Below are 16,641 nucleotides of genomic sequence, written 5' to 3' on the forward strand. Positions count from 1 at the left end.
AGGTTGGGGTGGGGGCCGGTGTGGGCGCCGGTGCGGGTTCTGGCAACTTACAGTGCCCCATCGCTGCATGTTCCGCCGTGCAGCCTGACGCTGGTACCGGCGCTGAGGCCGGTGCGGGCGCTGGCTCTGGCAGTTTGCAGTGGCCCAGGGCGGCGTGCTCAGCCGTGCAAGTTGAGTCTGATGCCCTTGTTGCCGGTAGAGGGGCAGGGGCCGGCTCGGGCAGCCTGCAGTGCCCCATCGCCGCATGCTCCGCCGTGCAGGTCGAGGGGGGTGCGGATGCTTGCGGTGGCCGTGCGGGTGAAGCCTCGGGCATTTTGCAATGACCCATTGCGGCATGTTCGGGCGTGCAGCTGTTCGCAACCGGCGCCGGTGCCTGCTCGGTCTGGCTCGCGTGCTGGGCCACGGCCGGCGTTGCGATGCCCGCCATCAGGAGGATCAGGAGACGCCTCATGCCTGCTCTCCTTCCAGCGGACGGACGCTGACGACCCGCATCATCCCCGCGTGCATATGGTAGAGAAGATGGCAGTGGAACGCCCAGTCGCCCGGAGCGTCAGCCGTCAGATCAACGTCGACATAACCGCCCGGCAAGACGCGGATGGTATGCTTTAAGGGCTGCTGGCCGGGATTGCCGTTGACGATCTCGAAGAAGTGCCCGTGCAAATGCATCGGATGCGTCATCATCGTGTCGTTGATCATCCTCAATCGCACCCGCTCGTTGCGAGCGAAGCGGTAGGGCTCCGGATTTTCGCTAAGCTTCTCGCCGTCCATCGACCACATGAAGCGTTCCATGTTGCCGGTCAGGTGGATGTCGATACGCCGCGTAGGAATGCGCGTATCGCTATTGGGCGTCAGCGCGACCAGGTCCTTATAGGTCAGTACTTTGTGGCCGACATCGTCGAGACCGATCCCCGGATCCCCGACGCGATCCATCGGCATCGGCGCGATCATGTCGACGCCGGGGCCAACCTTGAAGTCGACCTTCGACTTGTCGCGCATGTCGTGATCCATTGACATGTCAGACCCATCCGCGGCGGCGCCGTGAGCGCTGTGGTCCATCATGCCCATGTCCATCATGGTCAGCGTCGGCCGCTTACGTAATGTCGGCACTTCGGCGCGCATGCCAGCACGGGGGGCAAGGGTGGCCACGCCCATGCCGGATCGATCGATGCCCTCGGCGACCAACGTATAGGCTTGGTTCTCGGGTACAACGATCAGATCATAGGTTTCGGCATTGCCTATCTGCAGTTCGTCGACTTCCACGGGCCGGACGGCGATGCCGTCGGTCGCGACGACCAGCAACTTGAGGCCGGGGATACGGACATTGAAAATCGTCTGCGCCGCGGCGTTTATGATGCGCAGCCGCACCCGTTCGCCAGCGCGGAACAGGCCGGTCCAATTTTCTCCCGGGCTGTGCCCGTTGATAAGGTAGGTGTAAGCGGCCGCCGTGACGTCAGAAATGTCGGTCGGGTCCATCCGCATTTGCGCAAACATGCGCGCATCGGCGTCGGACAGCTTGTCCTGGTCCTTGTTGGCGAGCGTGCGCTTGTTGCGATTGAAGAAGCCGCCCTCCTGTTTCAGGCGGGTGAACAGGCGGTGGGGATGCATAAACGTCCAGTCCGACAGGACGATCACATGTTCCCGGTCATATGCGATCGGGTCGGGCCCTGCAGGATCGATGACAATCGGCCCATAATGGCCAAGCTGCTCCTGCAGGCCGCTGTGGCTATGGTACCAATAGGTACCCGATTGCCGAACCGGAAATTCGTAGGTGAAACTGGACCGCGCGCGGATGCCGGGGAAGCTGATGCCTGGGACGCCGTCCATCTGGAACGGAACAATCAAGCCGTGCCAATGGATTGATGTGTCCTCGTCGAGCCGATTGTCGACCGAGATACGGACATTCTGGCCTTCCTTGAGCCGGAGCAGCGGCGCCGGGATCGTACCGTTGATGCCGACCGCGTGGGCGGTCTTCCCGTCTACCTGGAATGACAGGTCGCTGACCGTCATGCGGATGTCCTCGCCGGTGAGCGTGCCCTGAGACTTGGCCGCCAAGCCGTGGCTGACGGTTTTGGCCCAAGCGGGTTGCAATCCAGCCGCTGCGGCAAATGCTGCGCCGCCGCCAATGAAGGCGCGGCGATCGATAATAAGGTCTTGCTTCATGGATTCCCCTTCGCAGCCGCTAACGGGTGCGAAGCCTTTAAGGTTGCCGACAAGCAAGGGCGCCGGACAATCCCGGCGCCCTCAACCTGTTAATGAGCGTGACCGCTGTGCTGGGCGGCGGGAGCGGCAGCCTTCGCACCGTCCTTTTTGTCCATGCACGCCATCTTGCCGTCCTGCTGCTTCATCTTCTCGCAGCATTCCTTGCACTCATGCTTGGCCGCATGCCGGCTGTGATCCATGGCCTTGTGCTGGCTGTGATCCATGGCCTTGTGCTGGCTGTGGTCCATCGTCTGGTGGCCCGCATGGGGATCAGTCGCTGCCGGCAGCGTCTGTGCGGTGGCGGGTATGGCGAGCGTAAGCGCGATCGCGCCGATAAGAGTCTTCATGTCAAATTCTCCGAACGTCTGAAGTGAAAAAATATATTCAACTTCAGGTGAGTTTCGGAGGGGGCGTAGCGATCTCCGGATCGATCCCCGAAAATGGCGTGGCGAGGAATACGGCGCGAGGCAGGGCGGGCTTGAAAGCCTCCCCCAGCAAAGGAACGCCGGGCGCAGGGATGGCCGCGCAAGCCGCCATGCAGTTCATGGACTTCGGCGTGGGCGCCTGGTCGCGCTGCTCATCTTGTCCGTCGGCGCAATGCGACATATCCATTTCGGCCACGCCGTGGCCCATCTCCATGCGATTGTCATTGCCCGTCGGGGTCGCAAGCGCAGGCGTGCTGGTCATGCCGAAGGGCATCAGCACCAGCGCAATTAGCGCGAGCAGGCGGAGAGCAGCCGCGGCCATGCGGTGGGCCATACGCCGCCAGAGCTGTCTGCACAATGACCAGAGCCTAGAATGCCCGGCTGATGCCGAATTCCGTGCGGGTACGCTTATAGTCGTAATATTCGACCGTGCTTTGATTGCGCTCCACGACCAGCCTAACGACCGGCGCGAAGCCCGCTACGGTCAGGTTACGGAACACAGCACCCAGCTGGAACCGGGCCCAGCGATCCTTCCGCGATTCCGGAAGCAAGGCGAGCTGCTCATCCGAGCGCAACCGTCCGAAATCCACCCCGGCGTTCACGGTTATCCTGCCAATATCCCGATAAGCCGACAGCCCTGCCGTCCAGCTGCGCGTCGAGTAGGCATCGTCCTCTGCCTTGAACCGGTCTAATCCTAAGGAGCCCGCGACGAGAAGTCGGGGAGACAAGGCCCGCTCAAGCCGTGCACGTACCGACCGGCCGTGGCCGTCCTGCAGGTTGTTAAACTTATTGTCGACCCAACGCGCGGTTGCATCAACGCGTAGCTGCGACCGTGAACCGATTGGCTGGGTGCCGCCCAGCGAGAGCCGCCAAGCGCGCTGATAGGCCTCCATCCCGTACCATTGGCCCGTCACACCCGCCTCGGCCGTCAGGCGAGTTCTACCGAGCCGAAGCTGCGGGCCTGCGCTCAGGTCCAGCGTGATGTCGTTGAAGTCGTTGTCGCGATAGATGTTGGCCTCGCCGCTCGCGCGGGCGGACAGCCCGATAGAGTCGGACAACGGAAATCGCGCCTGGGCCAGGCCGCGGACCATCGCGCCCACGCCAGAGCGCGCCTTCGCATCCTCATCTAGGGTGAAATCTCCAAGCACCGTCCCAAGCGTATCCGAACGGGTCGCGCGATTGATGTTGGAATCAGGCGCAAGTCCGAACTCCAGCTGAAAGCCCAGCGGCTTGTTCGCCTGAAGCGTTGCCGACATCCGGTCTACGAACTGTGCAACGCCGGGAGGCAGACTGGCGGATCGAAGTGCTCGAAGTTCGCGAAGTGCCGCATCTTCATCGCCCATGCCATAAAGAATTTGCGCCAGCTGCAGTCGTGCGGCGGCGGCGCTGGGCTTCTCGTCCAATATCTCGCGGAGCAGTAGTGCGGCGGCTTGGGTCTCACCAGCGCTCAAGCGAAGCTTGGCAAGTCGGAATCTTGCTTCGTTACGGAGATCGGGATCGGGGTCGTTCGCCAATAGCGTGTAAATCCGCTCGGATTGGGCGTTATCGCCTTGTGCCGCCATTCTGTCTGCTAAGCGGAGGAGGTCGAAGCCTGTCGCCCTGACGGTGCGGGTGCTACCCGGAGTGATGGCCAAGGCGGGGGTGCCATGGGAAACCGCAGCCACGATCAGGCCAAGGACTGTCTTCCAGCCAAAACCAAGCCGCATACCCACCTCCCGCAACGAATGGCAGTGGCGTGACAGTGGGAAGAGCGATATGCCATGAAGATGTGCCGATGATATGCTGATGAATGCTGATCCGGGTGAGGAGGCACGGCGCATGCTCAAGTTATCGGACCTGGTGGATCGGCCCGATATTCGGCTTGGCCCGCTACTGATCAGTCCGTCACGACGGGTTGTGCAAGGGCCTGAAGGTTCAATTCATCCCGAACCTTTGGTCATGCAGGTTTTCCTGCTGCTGCTCGATTCGCGCGGCAAGGTTGTCATGCGCAATGAACTGTTCGATCGCTGCTGGGGCGAGGCCGCCGTCGGCGACGACAGCCTGAACCGTGCTATCGCGGGCGTCCGCAAAATCGCAGCAGACGCAGCGCCCGGCCTTTTCGCTATCGAAACCGTGCCTCGGACAGGATATCGACTGACGGGGGAAATCCTTTCATTCGAGGCAGACACCGGGAAGACGCATCGCGTGTCACAGCGCGTTCCGATTTCGAGGCGAGCTATGCTCGGCGCGGCTGCCGTCGGGCTGGGTGGCCTTGGCGCCTTCGCCTTCATACGGCAGCGACAAGACCCGCGGGTCGCCGCGCTCGTCGAAAAGGGCAGGCAGACCATTCTCTATGGCAGTCCGACCCGGGCGCAAGGCACCGACTATTTCCAGCAAGCGACGAAGCTCGCGCCAAATAACGCGGCTGTCTGGGGCTGGCTTGCCGTCGCCCATCGCAACGTCGCTGAAAATGCGGGGCCTGACGAAGTGGCGGCGGCCGTGCAGGCATGTCGTGAGGCCGCCGACAAGGCACTTGCGATCGACGGGAACGAAGCCAACGCCCTTGCTGCGCTCGCTACGCTGCAGCCGTTTTTGGGGGACTGGCCGGGCGCCGAGGCACGGCTGAGGTCGGTACTCGCGAGAGCGCCCACCAATTTCCTTGCGCTCGACCAATACACGATCCTGCTCCAGGCCGCGGGCTACAATCAGGAATCTTGGACTGCGAATGAGCGGGCGATCCGGGCCGAGCCGCTTTCGCCTTTGCCGCAATACAAGCGTGCCCTGAAGCACTGGATCTTTGGAAGGCCTGACCAAGCGGACCTGACGATCGAGCGCGCCTTGGAATTGTGGCCGCGGCACCCGGCAGTCTGGAATAGCCGGTTGATGTTGTTTGCCTACACCGGGCGCGGCGAGGCGGCGTTGCACTTCATGAATGACGAACGGGCGCGCCCGCGCCTTTTTTCGGCAGAGATGAGTGATTACTGGCACACCTCTATTGCGGGACTGAGCAGACGGTCCAAGTCTGAGATTGAAAAGGCCCGTAGGGTCAACCTGGCTTACGCAAAGCGAAGCCCAGGTTTCGCGACCTGGGCGATCATGACCACGTCGATGCTCGGCGAACTGGATGCCGCATTCGAGATTGCCAGCGGATACCTGCTGCGGCGCGGACCTTCGGTCGGAAGCCTGCTAAAAGATAGCAGGGAGATGCCGATCAACGACCACCGCTGGCGACGGACGATGAACCTATTCACGCCCGCAACCGCCGCGATGCGGGCGGATCCTCGTTTTCTTGAGCTGTGCGACGGGATCGGTCTGTCGGACTATTGGGCGCGTCGCGGCAAGAAGCCGGATTACCAGCTTCAGCCGGCCTAGAAACGTGCTTCGATGCCGACCCCGAATTCCCGCGGTGGTGCGGCCGTCGCGAAGTTTTCCGAGAACATATAGGTCAGGCTGAAATCGTCCAATATGTTGCGCGCGTAGGCGGACACAGTGAAGCGGCCAACGTCCCATGCGGCATTGGCGTCAATCCGTGTCGCGCTGTCGACCCGCAGCGCGGGCGAGTTGCGGTCATCGCTGAAATAGCCAGCGTTGTGACGAATGCGTGCCGAGAGCTTGAGCCGGTCGACCGGCGTCCAGTCGACCCCGCCGGACGCGGTGAAGCGGGGTGAGCGCTGGAACTGTTTGTTCAGAGTTGGATCGCTGGGCACCAACGTCCTGTCTATCCGGGTCCGGAGCAGGCCGAGAGCCGCGTGGAGCCGAAGCCGCTCAGTTGCTTTCCAAGTGGTCTCAAGCTCCGCGCCGTAGCTGTGCGACCTCGGTGCATTGCCGATCTGCAACGCGATCTGATCGCCGCCGTCGGGTGTGGGAAACAAGGTCGATAAAGTCCGCTGGCTGCCGTTAATGTCGTTGTAGAAAATGTTTGCCGCGACGCTGAGCGTTTTAAGCGAGGCGCGGATGAACGCTTCGTAATTCCAAAGCCGCTCGGCGCCGAACGTGTCGAGTTCGCCCCGGACAGTATCGAACGTTGCGCCACCGGGATTGTACGCCCGCTGCATCAGAAGGCCCGCACGGACGTCTTCGCTGAGGTCGTAAGCGACGCTGAGCTTTGGGAGGAGCGCATCGAACCTCTTTTCGAAGTCTAGCGGAACGGTTGCATTTGGGAGCCCGGTAAAGCCGCTGCGGTCCTGGCGATCCACTTGGTAGCGGAGGCCTGCGGTGACAGTCAGGCGTTCCGTCGTCGCCTCGATTTCACCGAACAGGCCCCGGCTTCTCTGGACGTCGTCAAATTTACCGATGCCGAGGCCGACCCGGGTGATGTCAATCTGCTGGTCGAGGCTGGTGCGGAGGTAGTGGACTCCGCCGCTGGCCCGGACGGCGGGGGATGGGCGCCAATTTAGGCGTGCCTCCGCCGACGCGTCGCGGTTGCGGATCCTGGCCTGACCGAGGCCGGTCGGGGCGAAGCGGCGACTGCGCGTGTCACCAAGGGACACGGTTGCGGTGCCCTCGAGCCGGTCGGCGATGGGCACGGTAAGGTCGGTCGTCACTGCGTCGATCCTGGTGCGGAATACGCCGTAGGTCGCGGACGGGTCCTTCCGCGCCCTGAACGGCCGCCGGATGCCGCTGATCTGGGGAGACTGCGCCTCCGAATGAACGACCGTTGTGACCATGCGAAGGCCAGGGAGGACGGTGGGTTCGGCGAGCAGCTTGAACCGGACCAGTCCGTAACGATCCGTGTCGGGATCAGCGCCGACCTGGCTATCAACGATGTCGCTCGACGGACGGGCGCGCCGCAGGTCGGCGGCTAGGCGGAAGGCGAGCCGGTCGTTGACGATTGGGCCTGAGACCATTGCCGAGCCTTGCCATGCGGCGAGGCTGGCATGGATCGCCCGAGCCCTGCCTTCCCAGTGATAGACAGGATCGTTGGTCCGGATGAAGATTGCGCCCGCGATTGAATTGCGTCCTTGTGTTGTCGTCTGCGGGCTACGGAATATCTCCATTTGCCGGACGTCCCACAGCGGCGCAGTGCCGAAGACGAATTCCCAATAGCCTGCCGTCCGCCCGTCGACCTGCAGTGCAACGCGGGGCCGGTTGCCGCCCAGAAAGGCGGGCAGATCGCGCAGCACCCCGGTAGAATCCTGACCGCGGATGGAGGGGCCGAGGCCATCGGACGTGATCTGAACGTTGGGAACGAAGTCCAGCAGCTCCTCCAGGCGATCGGTGCCGCCCAGTCGCTCCAGCTGCTCTTCGGTCAATACCGCAACGCTGGAGGAGGTCTCGCGCGCCGACCGTTCAATCCGTTCGCCGGTGACGGTGATGACGGATGGGGCAGGCTCGCCGTCCCCGACGGGAATCGGCGCCGCCTGTAGACCCAGGCTCACGGACGTCCAGCACGCAGTACAAACGAGCAATGCCCCCATTGCGACCGTACTCCCACGCGGTGGCGACAGTTGGCGCTGAAAATGTGCCACCAGTCAATCCGGCAAAGGTTGGGGGCGAGGTTGGCATCGCCCCGCAAAATCCGCTAAAGGGTAGGCGACGCGACGGCCGAAGTAGCAGGTCGCTTGCGCCGCGTAGCCGGCGCCGACAAGGGAGCGACGCCGGACCCCACCGTGGAGGAGCGTCACAACATGTTGAAAAACGTCGGTAAAGCTGATCGGGTCGTCAGGCTGTTCGCTGCCGGGTTGCTTGCTTTCCTGTCGGCCACACCCGCCGTCAACGGCTGGATGGCCTACACGTCATTGGGCATCGCTGCGGTGCTTGCCATCACTGCGATCATTGGTTTCTGCCCATTCTATCGCGCGCTGGGAGTTAACAGCTGCGAACATGGCGGCACTTATCACAGCGGCGAAGACCCTTTTGATGGAAGGGCTGGCAACTAGCCAAGTGTAACGAAGCGGTCGCGAAGGTGATCTTAAGCAACACGTAGAGCCGGCTAGGCGCGGCCAGCCCGCCGCAACGCGAACAGAATGGCATCACGAATTCACTTCGTGAGGTCCATTTCGCTATTCCGCAGTATCCCGAATTCTCGCGAAGCTGCCAAAGTCGACGCACAAAAGGAAAGGCCCCGCATTGCTGCGGGGCCTACTTGTTTTGAAGAACCGCCCGGCGGGCCGGGCGACCTTTCGCCTCGCCTCTCCCCGAGGGGAGAGGAGCAAGGCTTAGTCCTCATCCTTGTTCAGGAACGCCGGGGCGAACTCTGGGGCCGGGCCTTCGTCGCGATCGGAGTGCTCGCGCCGGGGGCCGCGGTCGCCGCGGTCGCCGCGGGGGCCACGATCGCGGTCGCCGCCTTCACGGCGAGGGCCACGGTCGCCGCGATCACGACGGGGGCCGCGATCGCCACGGTCGCCACGCGGGCCACGGTCGCCGCCTTCACGCGGTTCGCGGGCCGGGCGGGTGTCCTCCAGCTCAGCGCCGGTTTCCTGGTCGACGAGACGCATCGACAGGCGGACCTTGCCACGTTGGTCGACTTCGAGGAGCTTGACCTTCACTTCCTGGCCTTCGGACAGGACGTCGCGGACGTTTTCGACCCGCTCGTTCTTGATTTCCGAGACGTGGACGAGGCCGTCCTTGCCCGGCATGAAGGTCACGAAGGCGCCGAAATCGACGATGTTTGCGACCTTGCCGGTGTAGACGGTGCCGACTTCCGGTTCCGCTACGATCCCGTGGATCCACTGACGAGCGGCCTCGATCTGCGACAGATCGGACGAGCTGATCTTGATCAGGCCTTCATCGTCGATGTCCACTTTGGCGCCGGTCGTCGCGACGATTTCGCGAATGACCTTGCCCCCGGTGCCGATCACTTCGCGGATCTTGTCCTTGGCAATCTGCATGGTTTCGATGCGCGGCGCATGGGCGCTGAGCTCGGTCCGGGTTTGGTCGAGAGCCTTGGCCATTTCGCCGAGGATGTGCGCGCGGCCGTCCTTCGCCTGGGCTAGGGCGACCTTCATGATCTCCTCGGTGATGCCGGCGACCTTGATGTCCATCTGCAGGCTGGTGATGCCTTCCGAAGTTCCCGCGACCTTGAAGTCCATGTCGCCGAGGTGGTCTTCGTCACCGAGGATGTCGCTGATCACCGCGAAGTCCGTGCCTTCGAGGATCAGGCCCATGGCGATACCGGCAACCGGACGCTTCAAAGGAACGCCCGCGTCCATCATCGACAGTGATCCGCCGCAGACGGTAGCCATCGACGAGGAGCCGTTGCTCTCCGTAATGTCGCTGAGCACGCGGATCGTGTAGGGGAACTCGTCCGTCGTCGGGAGCATCGGGTGAAGCGCGCGCCAGGCGAGCTTGCCGTGACCGACTTCGCGGCGGCCCGGCGCGCCGAAGCGGCCGACTTCGCCGACCGAGTAGGGCGGGAAGTTATAGTGCAGCATAAATCGCTGGTAGGAGAGACCCTCCAGGCCGTCGATCATCTGCTCCGCATCCTTGGTACCGAGCGTGGTGGTGCAGATGGCCTGCGTCTCGCCGCGGGTGAACAGAGCCGAGCCGTGGGCGCGCGGCAGGAAGCCGACCATTGCCTCGATAGGACGGACGGTCTTCGTATCGCGGCCGTCGATGCGGCGGCCTTCGGTGAGGATAGCGCCGCGGACGACGTCGGCCTCGAGCTTCTTCACCAGCTTCAGCGTACCGAGGTAGGCGGCGGGATCGGACTCTTGAAGGTCTGCAAAGGCTTCGCGGGCCTTCTCGCGGGCGACGTTGATCGCGGTCTGGCGTTCCTGCTTGTTAGTCAGGGCGTACGCCTTCTTCAGGTCTTCGCCGATGACTGACTTCAGCTTCGCCTTCGTGTCAGCACCGTCGTCGAGAAGGTTGAGCTCCCACGGGTCCTTGGCAGCTTTTTCGGCGAGCTTGATGATGCCGTCGCAAACCTTCTTCGAGGCGGCGTGGGCAAACATGACGGCGCCGAGCATCGTCTCTTCCGAAAGTTCCTTGGCTTCGGATTCGACCATCATCACGGCATTGGGCGTACCGGCGACGACCAGGTCGAGTTCGCCTTCCGCGACCTCGGTATTGGTCGGGTTAAGGATATATTCGCCGTCCTTATAGCCGACACGGGCGGCGCCGATCGGGCCCATGAATGGAACGCCGGAGATGGTGAGGGCGGCCGACGCCGCGCACATGGCGACGATGTCCGGCTCATTCTCGCCATCGTAGGAAAGGACCTGAGCGATCACGAGGACTTCGTTGTAGAAGCCTTCCGGGAAGAGCGGACGGATCGGGCGGTCGATCAGGCGGCTGGTCAGCGTTTCCTTTTCGGTCGCGCCGCGCTCACGCTTGAAGAAGCCGCCCGGGATGCGCCCGGCGGCCGAGAATTTTTCCTGGTAGTGGACGGTCAGGGGGAAGAAATCCTGGCCCGGCTTCACCGACTTGGCGGCGGTGACGGCGCAGAGCACCACGGTTTCGCCAAGGGTCGCCAGGACGGCGCCATCGGCCTGGCGGGCAACGCGGCCCGTTTCGAGCTTGAGGGTCTTTCCGCCAAGATCGATTTCCACAGTCTTGATGTCGAACATATTATTTCCTTACGCCCAGCGGCCGGATGCCGGTGGGGGCAGCTGTTGCAGGCGAAACCGGCCTGCGAGCGGTGCGGGGCCTAATTTGCCCCCAAGGCGGTCCGCCGAAATGCGAAACAGCCCCGAAAATGCGAAGGGCGCCGCGAGGGCGCCCTTGGCGGTTACTTGCGGAGGCCCAGCTTGGCGATCAGGTCGCTATAGCGTTGGGCGTCTTCGCGCTTCAGAAAATCGAGCAGGGAACGACGCTTGTTGACCATCATCAGCAGGCCGCGGCGCGAGTGGTTGTCCTTCGCGTGGGTCTTGAAATGGTCGGTCAGCGTCTGGATGCGGCTGGTCAGGATCGCGACCTGGACTTCAGGCGAACCGGTGTCGCCTTCAGCGCGGGCGTGTTCCTTGATCAGCTTCTGCTTCTCGTCAGCGGTAATCGACATCTAGCACTCCTTATCTGTCTATAGGTTGAACCCGCGCACGACCGTGATCGCGCCGTCCGTTGCCTCGACCAGCGCAACGGGCGTTTCCGCATCCATCGCAAGGTGAAGCCCCGGACTGACGGGGATCCCGAACAGCTGCTGCCCAAAACGGAGCAGCCGGGCCTGTTCGGGGGTGACGGGGAGGCCCGGGATGTCGTCCAGTCCCGCCTCAAGCGGGAGAACCGTCCTCGTCAGTTGGCGCGCCTTAGCGGCATCGATCAGAAAGTCCAGCGAAATCGCCTTTTCCAGGGTGAACGGACCAGCCTTTGTCCGACGCAACATAATGACATGGCCTACGCTGCCCAGCCCATGGGCGATGTCGCGGGCGAGGCTACGGATATAGGTGCCTTTCGACACGATGGCGGTCAGGGTGACGTCCCGATCGTGCATTGCGACGAGGTGCAACCCGTGGATGGTGATGCTGCGCGACTGAAGCGTGACTTCCTCGCCGGCGCGAGCGAGGTCATATGCGCGTTTTCCGTCGACCTTCAGCGCGGAGAAGGCGGGCGGGACTTGGTCGATGGGACCTGTGAAGCGGGGGAGGAGGGCTTCGATATCACTGCGCGTCGGCCGAACATCGCTGGTTGCGATCACTTCGCCTTCAAGGTCGAGTGTGTCGGTTTCTTCGCCAAAGCGGATGGTGAAGTCATAGGCCTTGGTCGCGTCGAGCAGTCGGCCGGCCAGCTTGGTCGCTTCGCCCAGCGCGATCGGCAGGACGCCGGTTGCCAAGGGGTCGAGTGTCCCGCCATGGCCGACCTTGGTCTTGGGCTCCCCGGCTTCACGCAGCGCACGCTTGACGGCGGCGACGGCTTGGGTCGAACCCATCCCCAGTGGCTTGTCCAGAATGATCCAACCGTTGAGCGCCATGGGCGGTGCCGATAGACAAGGCCCACGCGTTTGACCATAAGTCCGCGCCCGTTGTGCAAAGGACCGGAATTTTTGCTTACCATCGTCGGCGAATGCGACCAGCGACTATTCGGGATGAAGCCGGCCGAACGGCTCGCCCGGCAGGTAGCGAACCTCGGCGACCTGCAGATCGTCGCCCATGCATCTGCTGTCTTGTCCAACGATCTTGTCACCTGGTTAGCGAGCAATCCGGGAACCGTCGTCACATCTCCTGGTGGTCGGCCTCTTGCCGTCGCCGTCACCGCCGCGGACCGGGCGTGTGCTGAGCGGGTAATTGGCGGATCAGCAGGTGAGCTGAAATGCATTGGCGCCGATACGATTGGTGCAGTCTACGTCCGGAAGTTGCGCCGCCGCCTCGATCCCTTTGCACTTGCGCTCGGCGAACAGTCGCGCGCCGACGTAGAGCGAAAACTGTTCGCCAGTGTCTACAAGGGCGTGACAGACATCATCACCAAATATGCGTGGCCCGAACCTGCGCTTTGGCTGACGCGAGGCGCTGCTGCGCTTGGATTGTCGCCCAACGCGGTGACGATCTTCGGTTTCGTGCTGACTTTCGTCGCCGGCTGGCAATTCTATATCGGCAACCTGGCGGAAGGATTGCTAGCTGCTTGGCTAATGACCTTGCTGGACACGGTTGACGGCAAGCTGGCCCGGGTGACGTTAACCTCGAGCTGGCTTGGCAATCAGCTGGATCATGGCAATGATCTGATCCACCCGCCGCTTTGGTGGTACTGCCTCGCGCACGGGATCGGCGTGGTGGCGCCGGGACATCCGTGGACCTGGCCGTCGTGCTGGATCATCCTGGGCACCTATGTCGTCGGCCGGGTGCTGGAGCGCGGGTTCAAAAAGCAATTCGGAATCAACCCTTTCATGTGGAAGCAGTTTGATTCGCGGTTCCGGACGATCGTATCGCGCCGCAACATCATCCTGCTGTTCATGACGGTTGGACTGGTCGTTGGGATGCCGGCCGAAGCGTTCGCGCTTTGCGCAGCGTGGAGCCTCGTGTCCGTAGTGATCCAGGGCTGGCGGTATGGACAGGCCATTCGCCATGCGCGAACCGCGCCTATTAACGCCTGGCTGGGGTGATCAAGAAGCGCCGCATCGCCCAGCTGACATGGCGCGAGTATTTGCCCATGGCGCTGGTCATTGCGTTGTGGGGAGTGATCGTCGCCGCGATTGGCCACGCTGACGCTGCCCGTCTGCTGGCGGCGGTAACTTTGATCCGTGCCATACAGATGCTGACGCGCCTGGCGACTTCCCTAGCAGTGCGGCGCCGGATGCTGGCGCCGCGCACCATCAGACGGCAGGCGCGCAGGGTGGCGGTCAACCTCCAGCTTGCCACGCTGCTTCTTGGCCTGCTCCTCGTTGCCGCGATCGTCGAGGGATTGAAGGTGGCAGGGCACCAGGAGGTCGCTGCCTTCCTTCCATTTGTCGCGCTGGGCATGCCCGCCCGCTATGTCCGTCTGGCGGACGCACGGACGGTCTCGCCCTACTTTCGGTTAGCCTTGGGCGCGAGCGGACTGGCAACAGTGCTGGTCGGCTGGGCGCTCGGTTGGCATGCGGCGGCGATGGGCTTTGCATTCGGTGCGCGCGAATGGGTGGCCTATGCCGTCCTCCGCTGGTGGCCGCGCACGCCTTACAAGCCCAAGGTTCCGATGGAGAACCCGCTGCACTTCGCGGAAATCGCTCGCAATTCTGCGATTATGGGCCGCCGGCTTCTGACCTACCGTGTAACCAAGACAATCCTGACCGTGTTTGGGCCGTTCGGCAATGCAGCAGCACGAACCGGGCGCGAGCTGCAATGGATCCGCAAGATCGAGCCTTATGTGCCGCATCACTTTGGCGGTTTCGTCGCCTTCAGCTTGGGACTGTTCGGCGCTGCGGCCGTTGTTCTGTGGCATAGCACCGAACCTGCGGCCGCACTGTTAGCGTCCGGGCTATGCCAAATGGGCGGTGCGGCAGCCAACGTGGTATTGCTCTGGCACTGGTTGCCGCCAAAGGGCAGCGAAGTTCTGCCCATCGACGATGACGACGACGAGTAGGCGTTAGCGCGGGATTTCCAGGCTGAGCTGGCGGGCCTCGCCTTCACGCAGGCGCTCCATGAAGTGGCGGCGGCAAAGGGCCACGTAGCGGTCGTTGCCACCGATTTCCGTCTGCGCGCCGGCGGCGACTGCGTGCCCGTTCTGGTCCACGCGCAGGTTCATCGTAGCCTTGCGGCCGCATTCGCAGACCGCCTTCAGCTCGATCAGCGCGTCCGCCAACGCAAGGAGAGCGGCGGATCCCGGAAAGAGGTTGCCCTGGAAATCGGTACGGAGGCCGTAACAAAGCACAGGAATCGATAGCTCATCAGCGATCCGGCACAGCTGCAGTACATGGGCTCTGGTCAGGAACTGCGCTTCATCGACGAGGATGCAGTGGAGCTTTCGCTTAAGCAACTCGGCAACGATAGCATCGAACAGATTATCATCGTCCCGGTAGCGGTGCGCGCCCGCTTCGAGCCCGATGCGCGAGCCGATTGTGCCTACGCCAGCCCGGTCGTCGAGGTCGGCGGTCCACAACATGGTTTCCATGCCGCGCTCGCGGTAATTGAAATCCGCCTGAAGCAGGGTGGTCGATTTCCCCGCGTTCATCGCGGCATAGTAGAAATAGAGCTTGGCCATGCGGTCCTACGGGCAGAGTGAGCCGGCCGGGGCGGCACGGAAACGAGAGAGAATGACGGCCGAAACGGGTTTCGGCCAATGTTCGATCGCCAGCCGTCCGTTGGCGGGCACGGCGCAGCTTTTTGCCTCGGCCGGCCTGCCGTCGACTACCAGGGTAGCGCGGTAGGCATAGTCGTGGGGGCTGTTGTTGGTGACGGTCATGGTGGTACCCATCATCGGCTGGAGCGACACCCGAATTTGGTTGTGCGCGGGAGTCGCAGTGTTGCCGACCTTGCGGGCGTTGACGGGTTCGCCGTTCCGGACCGAGAAAATCCAGCTTTCGCCCATGCGCACCGTCAGCGGGGCCGGGGCAGCTGGTACGGCCGCGAGGAGGGACAGCAGGGCGAGGATTCGCATCATCGCCTCACCCTAGCCGCGCAGAAGTGAATGAAAACCGGATTAGCGCCATTCGTCCGTCAGGATCGAGAAGAGCACCGTGTCGCGGACATGGCCGGTCCAAGTGACGCGGTCGGCGCGCAACACGCCCTCGCGGACCGCGCCGAGTCGGGTCATGGCAGCCTGGCTGCGCGCGTTGCGGGCGTCGACGCGGAACTCGACGCGGCGATAACCGGCATCGAAGGCGCGCCGGAGCATCATGTCCTTCACGCGGCGATTGATGCCGGTCCCGCGAAACCTAGGGCGGTAATAAGTGCCACGGATTTCCAGCACACCACGCGGTTCGTCGATGTTGAGGAAATTGCCTATGCCTACGAATTCGTCGCCATCGAAAAGTGCAAAGCCTACCCAGCCCATGGCGCGCATCAGGTCAAAGGTCGCGTCAAATTCTTCAGGCCCGAAGTTGATCGAATAGATTTTCCAGATGTCGAGATCTTCGGCGCATGCGGACTTGAGCAATTCGCGATGCGCTTCCGTTAGCGGTTCGGCGCGAAGACCGTCGTCCGTCATGGCCGCGCCGAGTTTTTCTGTCTGTGATGCGGTCAAGAATTAACGCCGTGACGTCGATCCAATCGGCCTTCACTCGCCGGTCGACCGCACAATGCCAACTCTTCGCGTTGGTTCAGGATCGCTCCCCAATTCCTCACCTGCGCTCGGTTGCTCAGGTTCACTCTTCGCCCAGATCCTGCGCCACATGCTCGCTACGGAGTAGGCGGTCGATGTGGCTGCCTTCGTCGAAGCTTTCGTCTGCGAGGAACTTGAGCTTTGCCGCATACTTCATGCGGACGCGGCCTGCGACTTCGCGCTGGAGGTAGGCCGTGTTGGTGCGCAGTGCCTTCAATACGGCTTCCTCGTCTTGTCCCAGCAACGACTTTACGAAAACGGTCGCATGCCGAAGGTCGGGCGACATGCGCACTTCGGTGACGCTGACCGGATGGCTGGCCAGCACATCGTCATGCACGTCGCCGCGCTGGAGGATTTCACTCAGCACGTGGCGCACCTGCTCGCCGACGCGAAGCAGGCGGACCGAGCGGCCTTCGGGAGTTTCCTTGGTGCGCAC

The 16,641-nt window shown here is 62.9% G+C and carries 16 protein-coding genes; 4 read left to right on the forward strand and 12 right to left on the reverse strand.

Annotated elements, in window-relative coordinates:
* Positions 1-447: 447 nt before the first annotated feature.
* The 4 genes from D3M59_RS08215 to D3M59_RS08230 form a co-directional block, all read right to left on the reverse strand.
* Positions 448-2,160 (reverse strand): copper resistance system multicopper oxidase, encoded by a 1,713-nt coding sequence (locus tag D3M59_RS08215; RefSeq protein ID WP_119533358.1) that lies wholly within the window; start codon positions 2,158-2,160, stop codon positions 448-450.
* Between the two features lie 89 nt (positions 2,161-2,249).
* The gene (locus tag D3M59_RS08220) at positions 2,250-2,546 is read right to left on the reverse strand and encodes a hypothetical protein (RefSeq protein ID WP_119533162.1); all 297 of its coding nucleotides are present in this window, start codon (positions 2,544-2,546) and stop codon (positions 2,250-2,252) included.
* A 43-nt stretch (positions 2,547-2,589) separates the two neighbouring features.
* A complete protein-coding gene (locus D3M59_RS08225; RefSeq protein WP_119533163.1) occupies positions 2,590-2,946 on the reverse strand; it encodes a hypothetical protein in 357 nt (118 codons plus the stop codon).
* Between the two features lie 46 nt (positions 2,947-2,992).
* Positions 2,993-4,330, reverse strand: a complete 1,338-nt coding sequence (locus tag D3M59_RS08230; protein ID WP_158581981.1) for a surface lipoprotein assembly modifier — start codon at positions 4,328-4,330, stop codon at positions 2,993-2,995.
* A 112-nt stretch (positions 4,331-4,442) separates the two neighbouring features.
* Here D3M59_RS08230 and D3M59_RS08240 point away from each other — a divergent pair, with 112 nt between their 5' ends.
* The gene (locus D3M59_RS08240) at positions 4,443-5,975 is read left to right on the forward strand and encodes a winged helix-turn-helix domain-containing protein (protein WP_158581982.1); all 1,533 of its coding nucleotides are present in this window, start codon (positions 4,443-4,445) and stop codon (positions 5,973-5,975) included.
* Here the strand turns inward: D3M59_RS08240 and D3M59_RS08245 are convergent.
* Positions 5,972-7,981 (reverse strand): TonB-dependent receptor, encoded by a 2,010-nt coding sequence (locus D3M59_RS08245; protein ID WP_158581983.1) that lies wholly within the window; start codon positions 7,979-7,981, stop codon positions 5,972-5,974. The genes D3M59_RS08240 and D3M59_RS08245 overlap by 4 nt on opposite strands.
* A 183-nt stretch (positions 7,982-8,164) precedes the next feature.
* Between D3M59_RS08245 and D3M59_RS08250 the strand changes: the two genes are divergently transcribed.
* The gene (locus D3M59_RS08250) at positions 8,165-8,482 is read left to right on the forward strand and encodes a YgaP family membrane protein (RefSeq protein ID WP_119533166.1); all 318 of its coding nucleotides are present in this window, start codon (positions 8,165-8,167) and stop codon (positions 8,480-8,482) included.
* A gap of 279 nt (positions 8,483-8,761) precedes the next feature.
* Here D3M59_RS08250 and pnp read toward each other — a convergent pair whose 3' ends face one another.
* The 3 genes from pnp to truB form a co-directional block, all read right to left on the reverse strand.
* Positions 8,762-11,110 carry a polyribonucleotide nucleotidyltransferase gene (gene pnp / locus D3M59_RS08255; RefSeq protein ID WP_119533167.1) on the reverse strand — a complete coding sequence of 783 codons (2,349 nt, stop codon included), beginning with the start codon at positions 11,108-11,110 and terminating at the stop codon, positions 8,762-8,764.
* A 161-nt stretch (positions 11,111-11,271) separates the two neighbouring features.
* Entirely contained in the window at positions 11,272-11,541 is a 270-nt protein-coding gene (rpsO, locus tag D3M59_RS08260; RefSeq protein ID WP_119533168.1) for a 30S ribosomal protein S15, read from the reverse strand.
* Positions 11,542-11,559: 18 nt separating this feature from the next.
* Positions 11,560-12,447, reverse strand: coding sequence for a tRNA pseudouridine(55) synthase TruB (truB, locus tag D3M59_RS08265; protein ID WP_119533169.1), 888 nt, complete (start codon positions 12,445-12,447; stop codon positions 11,560-11,562).
* A gap of 72 nt (positions 12,448-12,519) precedes the next feature.
* Here truB and D3M59_RS08270 point away from each other — a divergent pair, with 72 nt between their 5' ends.
* Entirely contained in the window at positions 12,520-13,572 is a 1,053-nt protein-coding gene (locus D3M59_RS08270; RefSeq protein WP_147416729.1) for a CDP-alcohol phosphatidyltransferase family protein, read from the forward strand.
* A complete protein-coding gene (locus tag D3M59_RS08275) occupies positions 13,569-14,528 on the forward strand; it encodes a hypothetical protein (protein WP_119533171.1) in 960 nt (319 codons plus the stop codon). The genes D3M59_RS08270 and D3M59_RS08275 overlap by 4 nt, the downstream gene beginning before the upstream one ends.
* A gap of 3 nt (positions 14,529-14,531) precedes the next feature.
* Here D3M59_RS08275 and D3M59_RS08280 read toward each other — a convergent pair whose 3' ends face one another.
* The 4 genes from D3M59_RS08280 to rbfA all read right to left on the reverse strand — a co-directional run bounded on the left by D3M59_RS08280 (position 14,532) and on the right by rbfA (position 16,641).
* A complete protein-coding gene (locus tag D3M59_RS08280) occupies positions 14,532-15,146 on the reverse strand; it encodes a thymidine kinase (RefSeq protein ID WP_119533172.1) in 615 nt (204 codons plus the stop codon).
* Positions 15,147-15,152: 6 nt separating this feature from the next.
* Complete coding sequence (locus D3M59_RS08285; protein WP_119533173.1) at positions 15,153-15,545, reverse strand: hypothetical protein; 393 nt, start codon at positions 15,543-15,545, stop codon at positions 15,153-15,155.
* A 39-nt stretch (positions 15,546-15,584) separates the two neighbouring features.
* On the reverse strand, positions 15,585-16,091 hold the full coding sequence (locus D3M59_RS08290) for a GNAT family N-acetyltransferase (protein WP_119533174.1): 507 nt from the start codon (positions 16,089-16,091) through the stop codon (positions 15,585-15,587).
* Between the two features lie 157 nt (positions 16,092-16,248).
* Positions 16,249-16,641, reverse strand: a complete 393-nt coding sequence (rbfA, locus tag D3M59_RS08295) for a 30S ribosome-binding factor RbfA (RefSeq protein WP_119533175.1) — start codon at positions 16,639-16,641, stop codon at positions 16,249-16,251.

Source organism: Sphingomonas edaphi (genome assembly GCF_003583725.1).
GTDB classification, from domain to species: domain Bacteria; phylum Pseudomonadota; class Alphaproteobacteria; order Sphingomonadales; family Sphingomonadaceae; genus Sphingomicrobium; species Sphingomicrobium edaphi.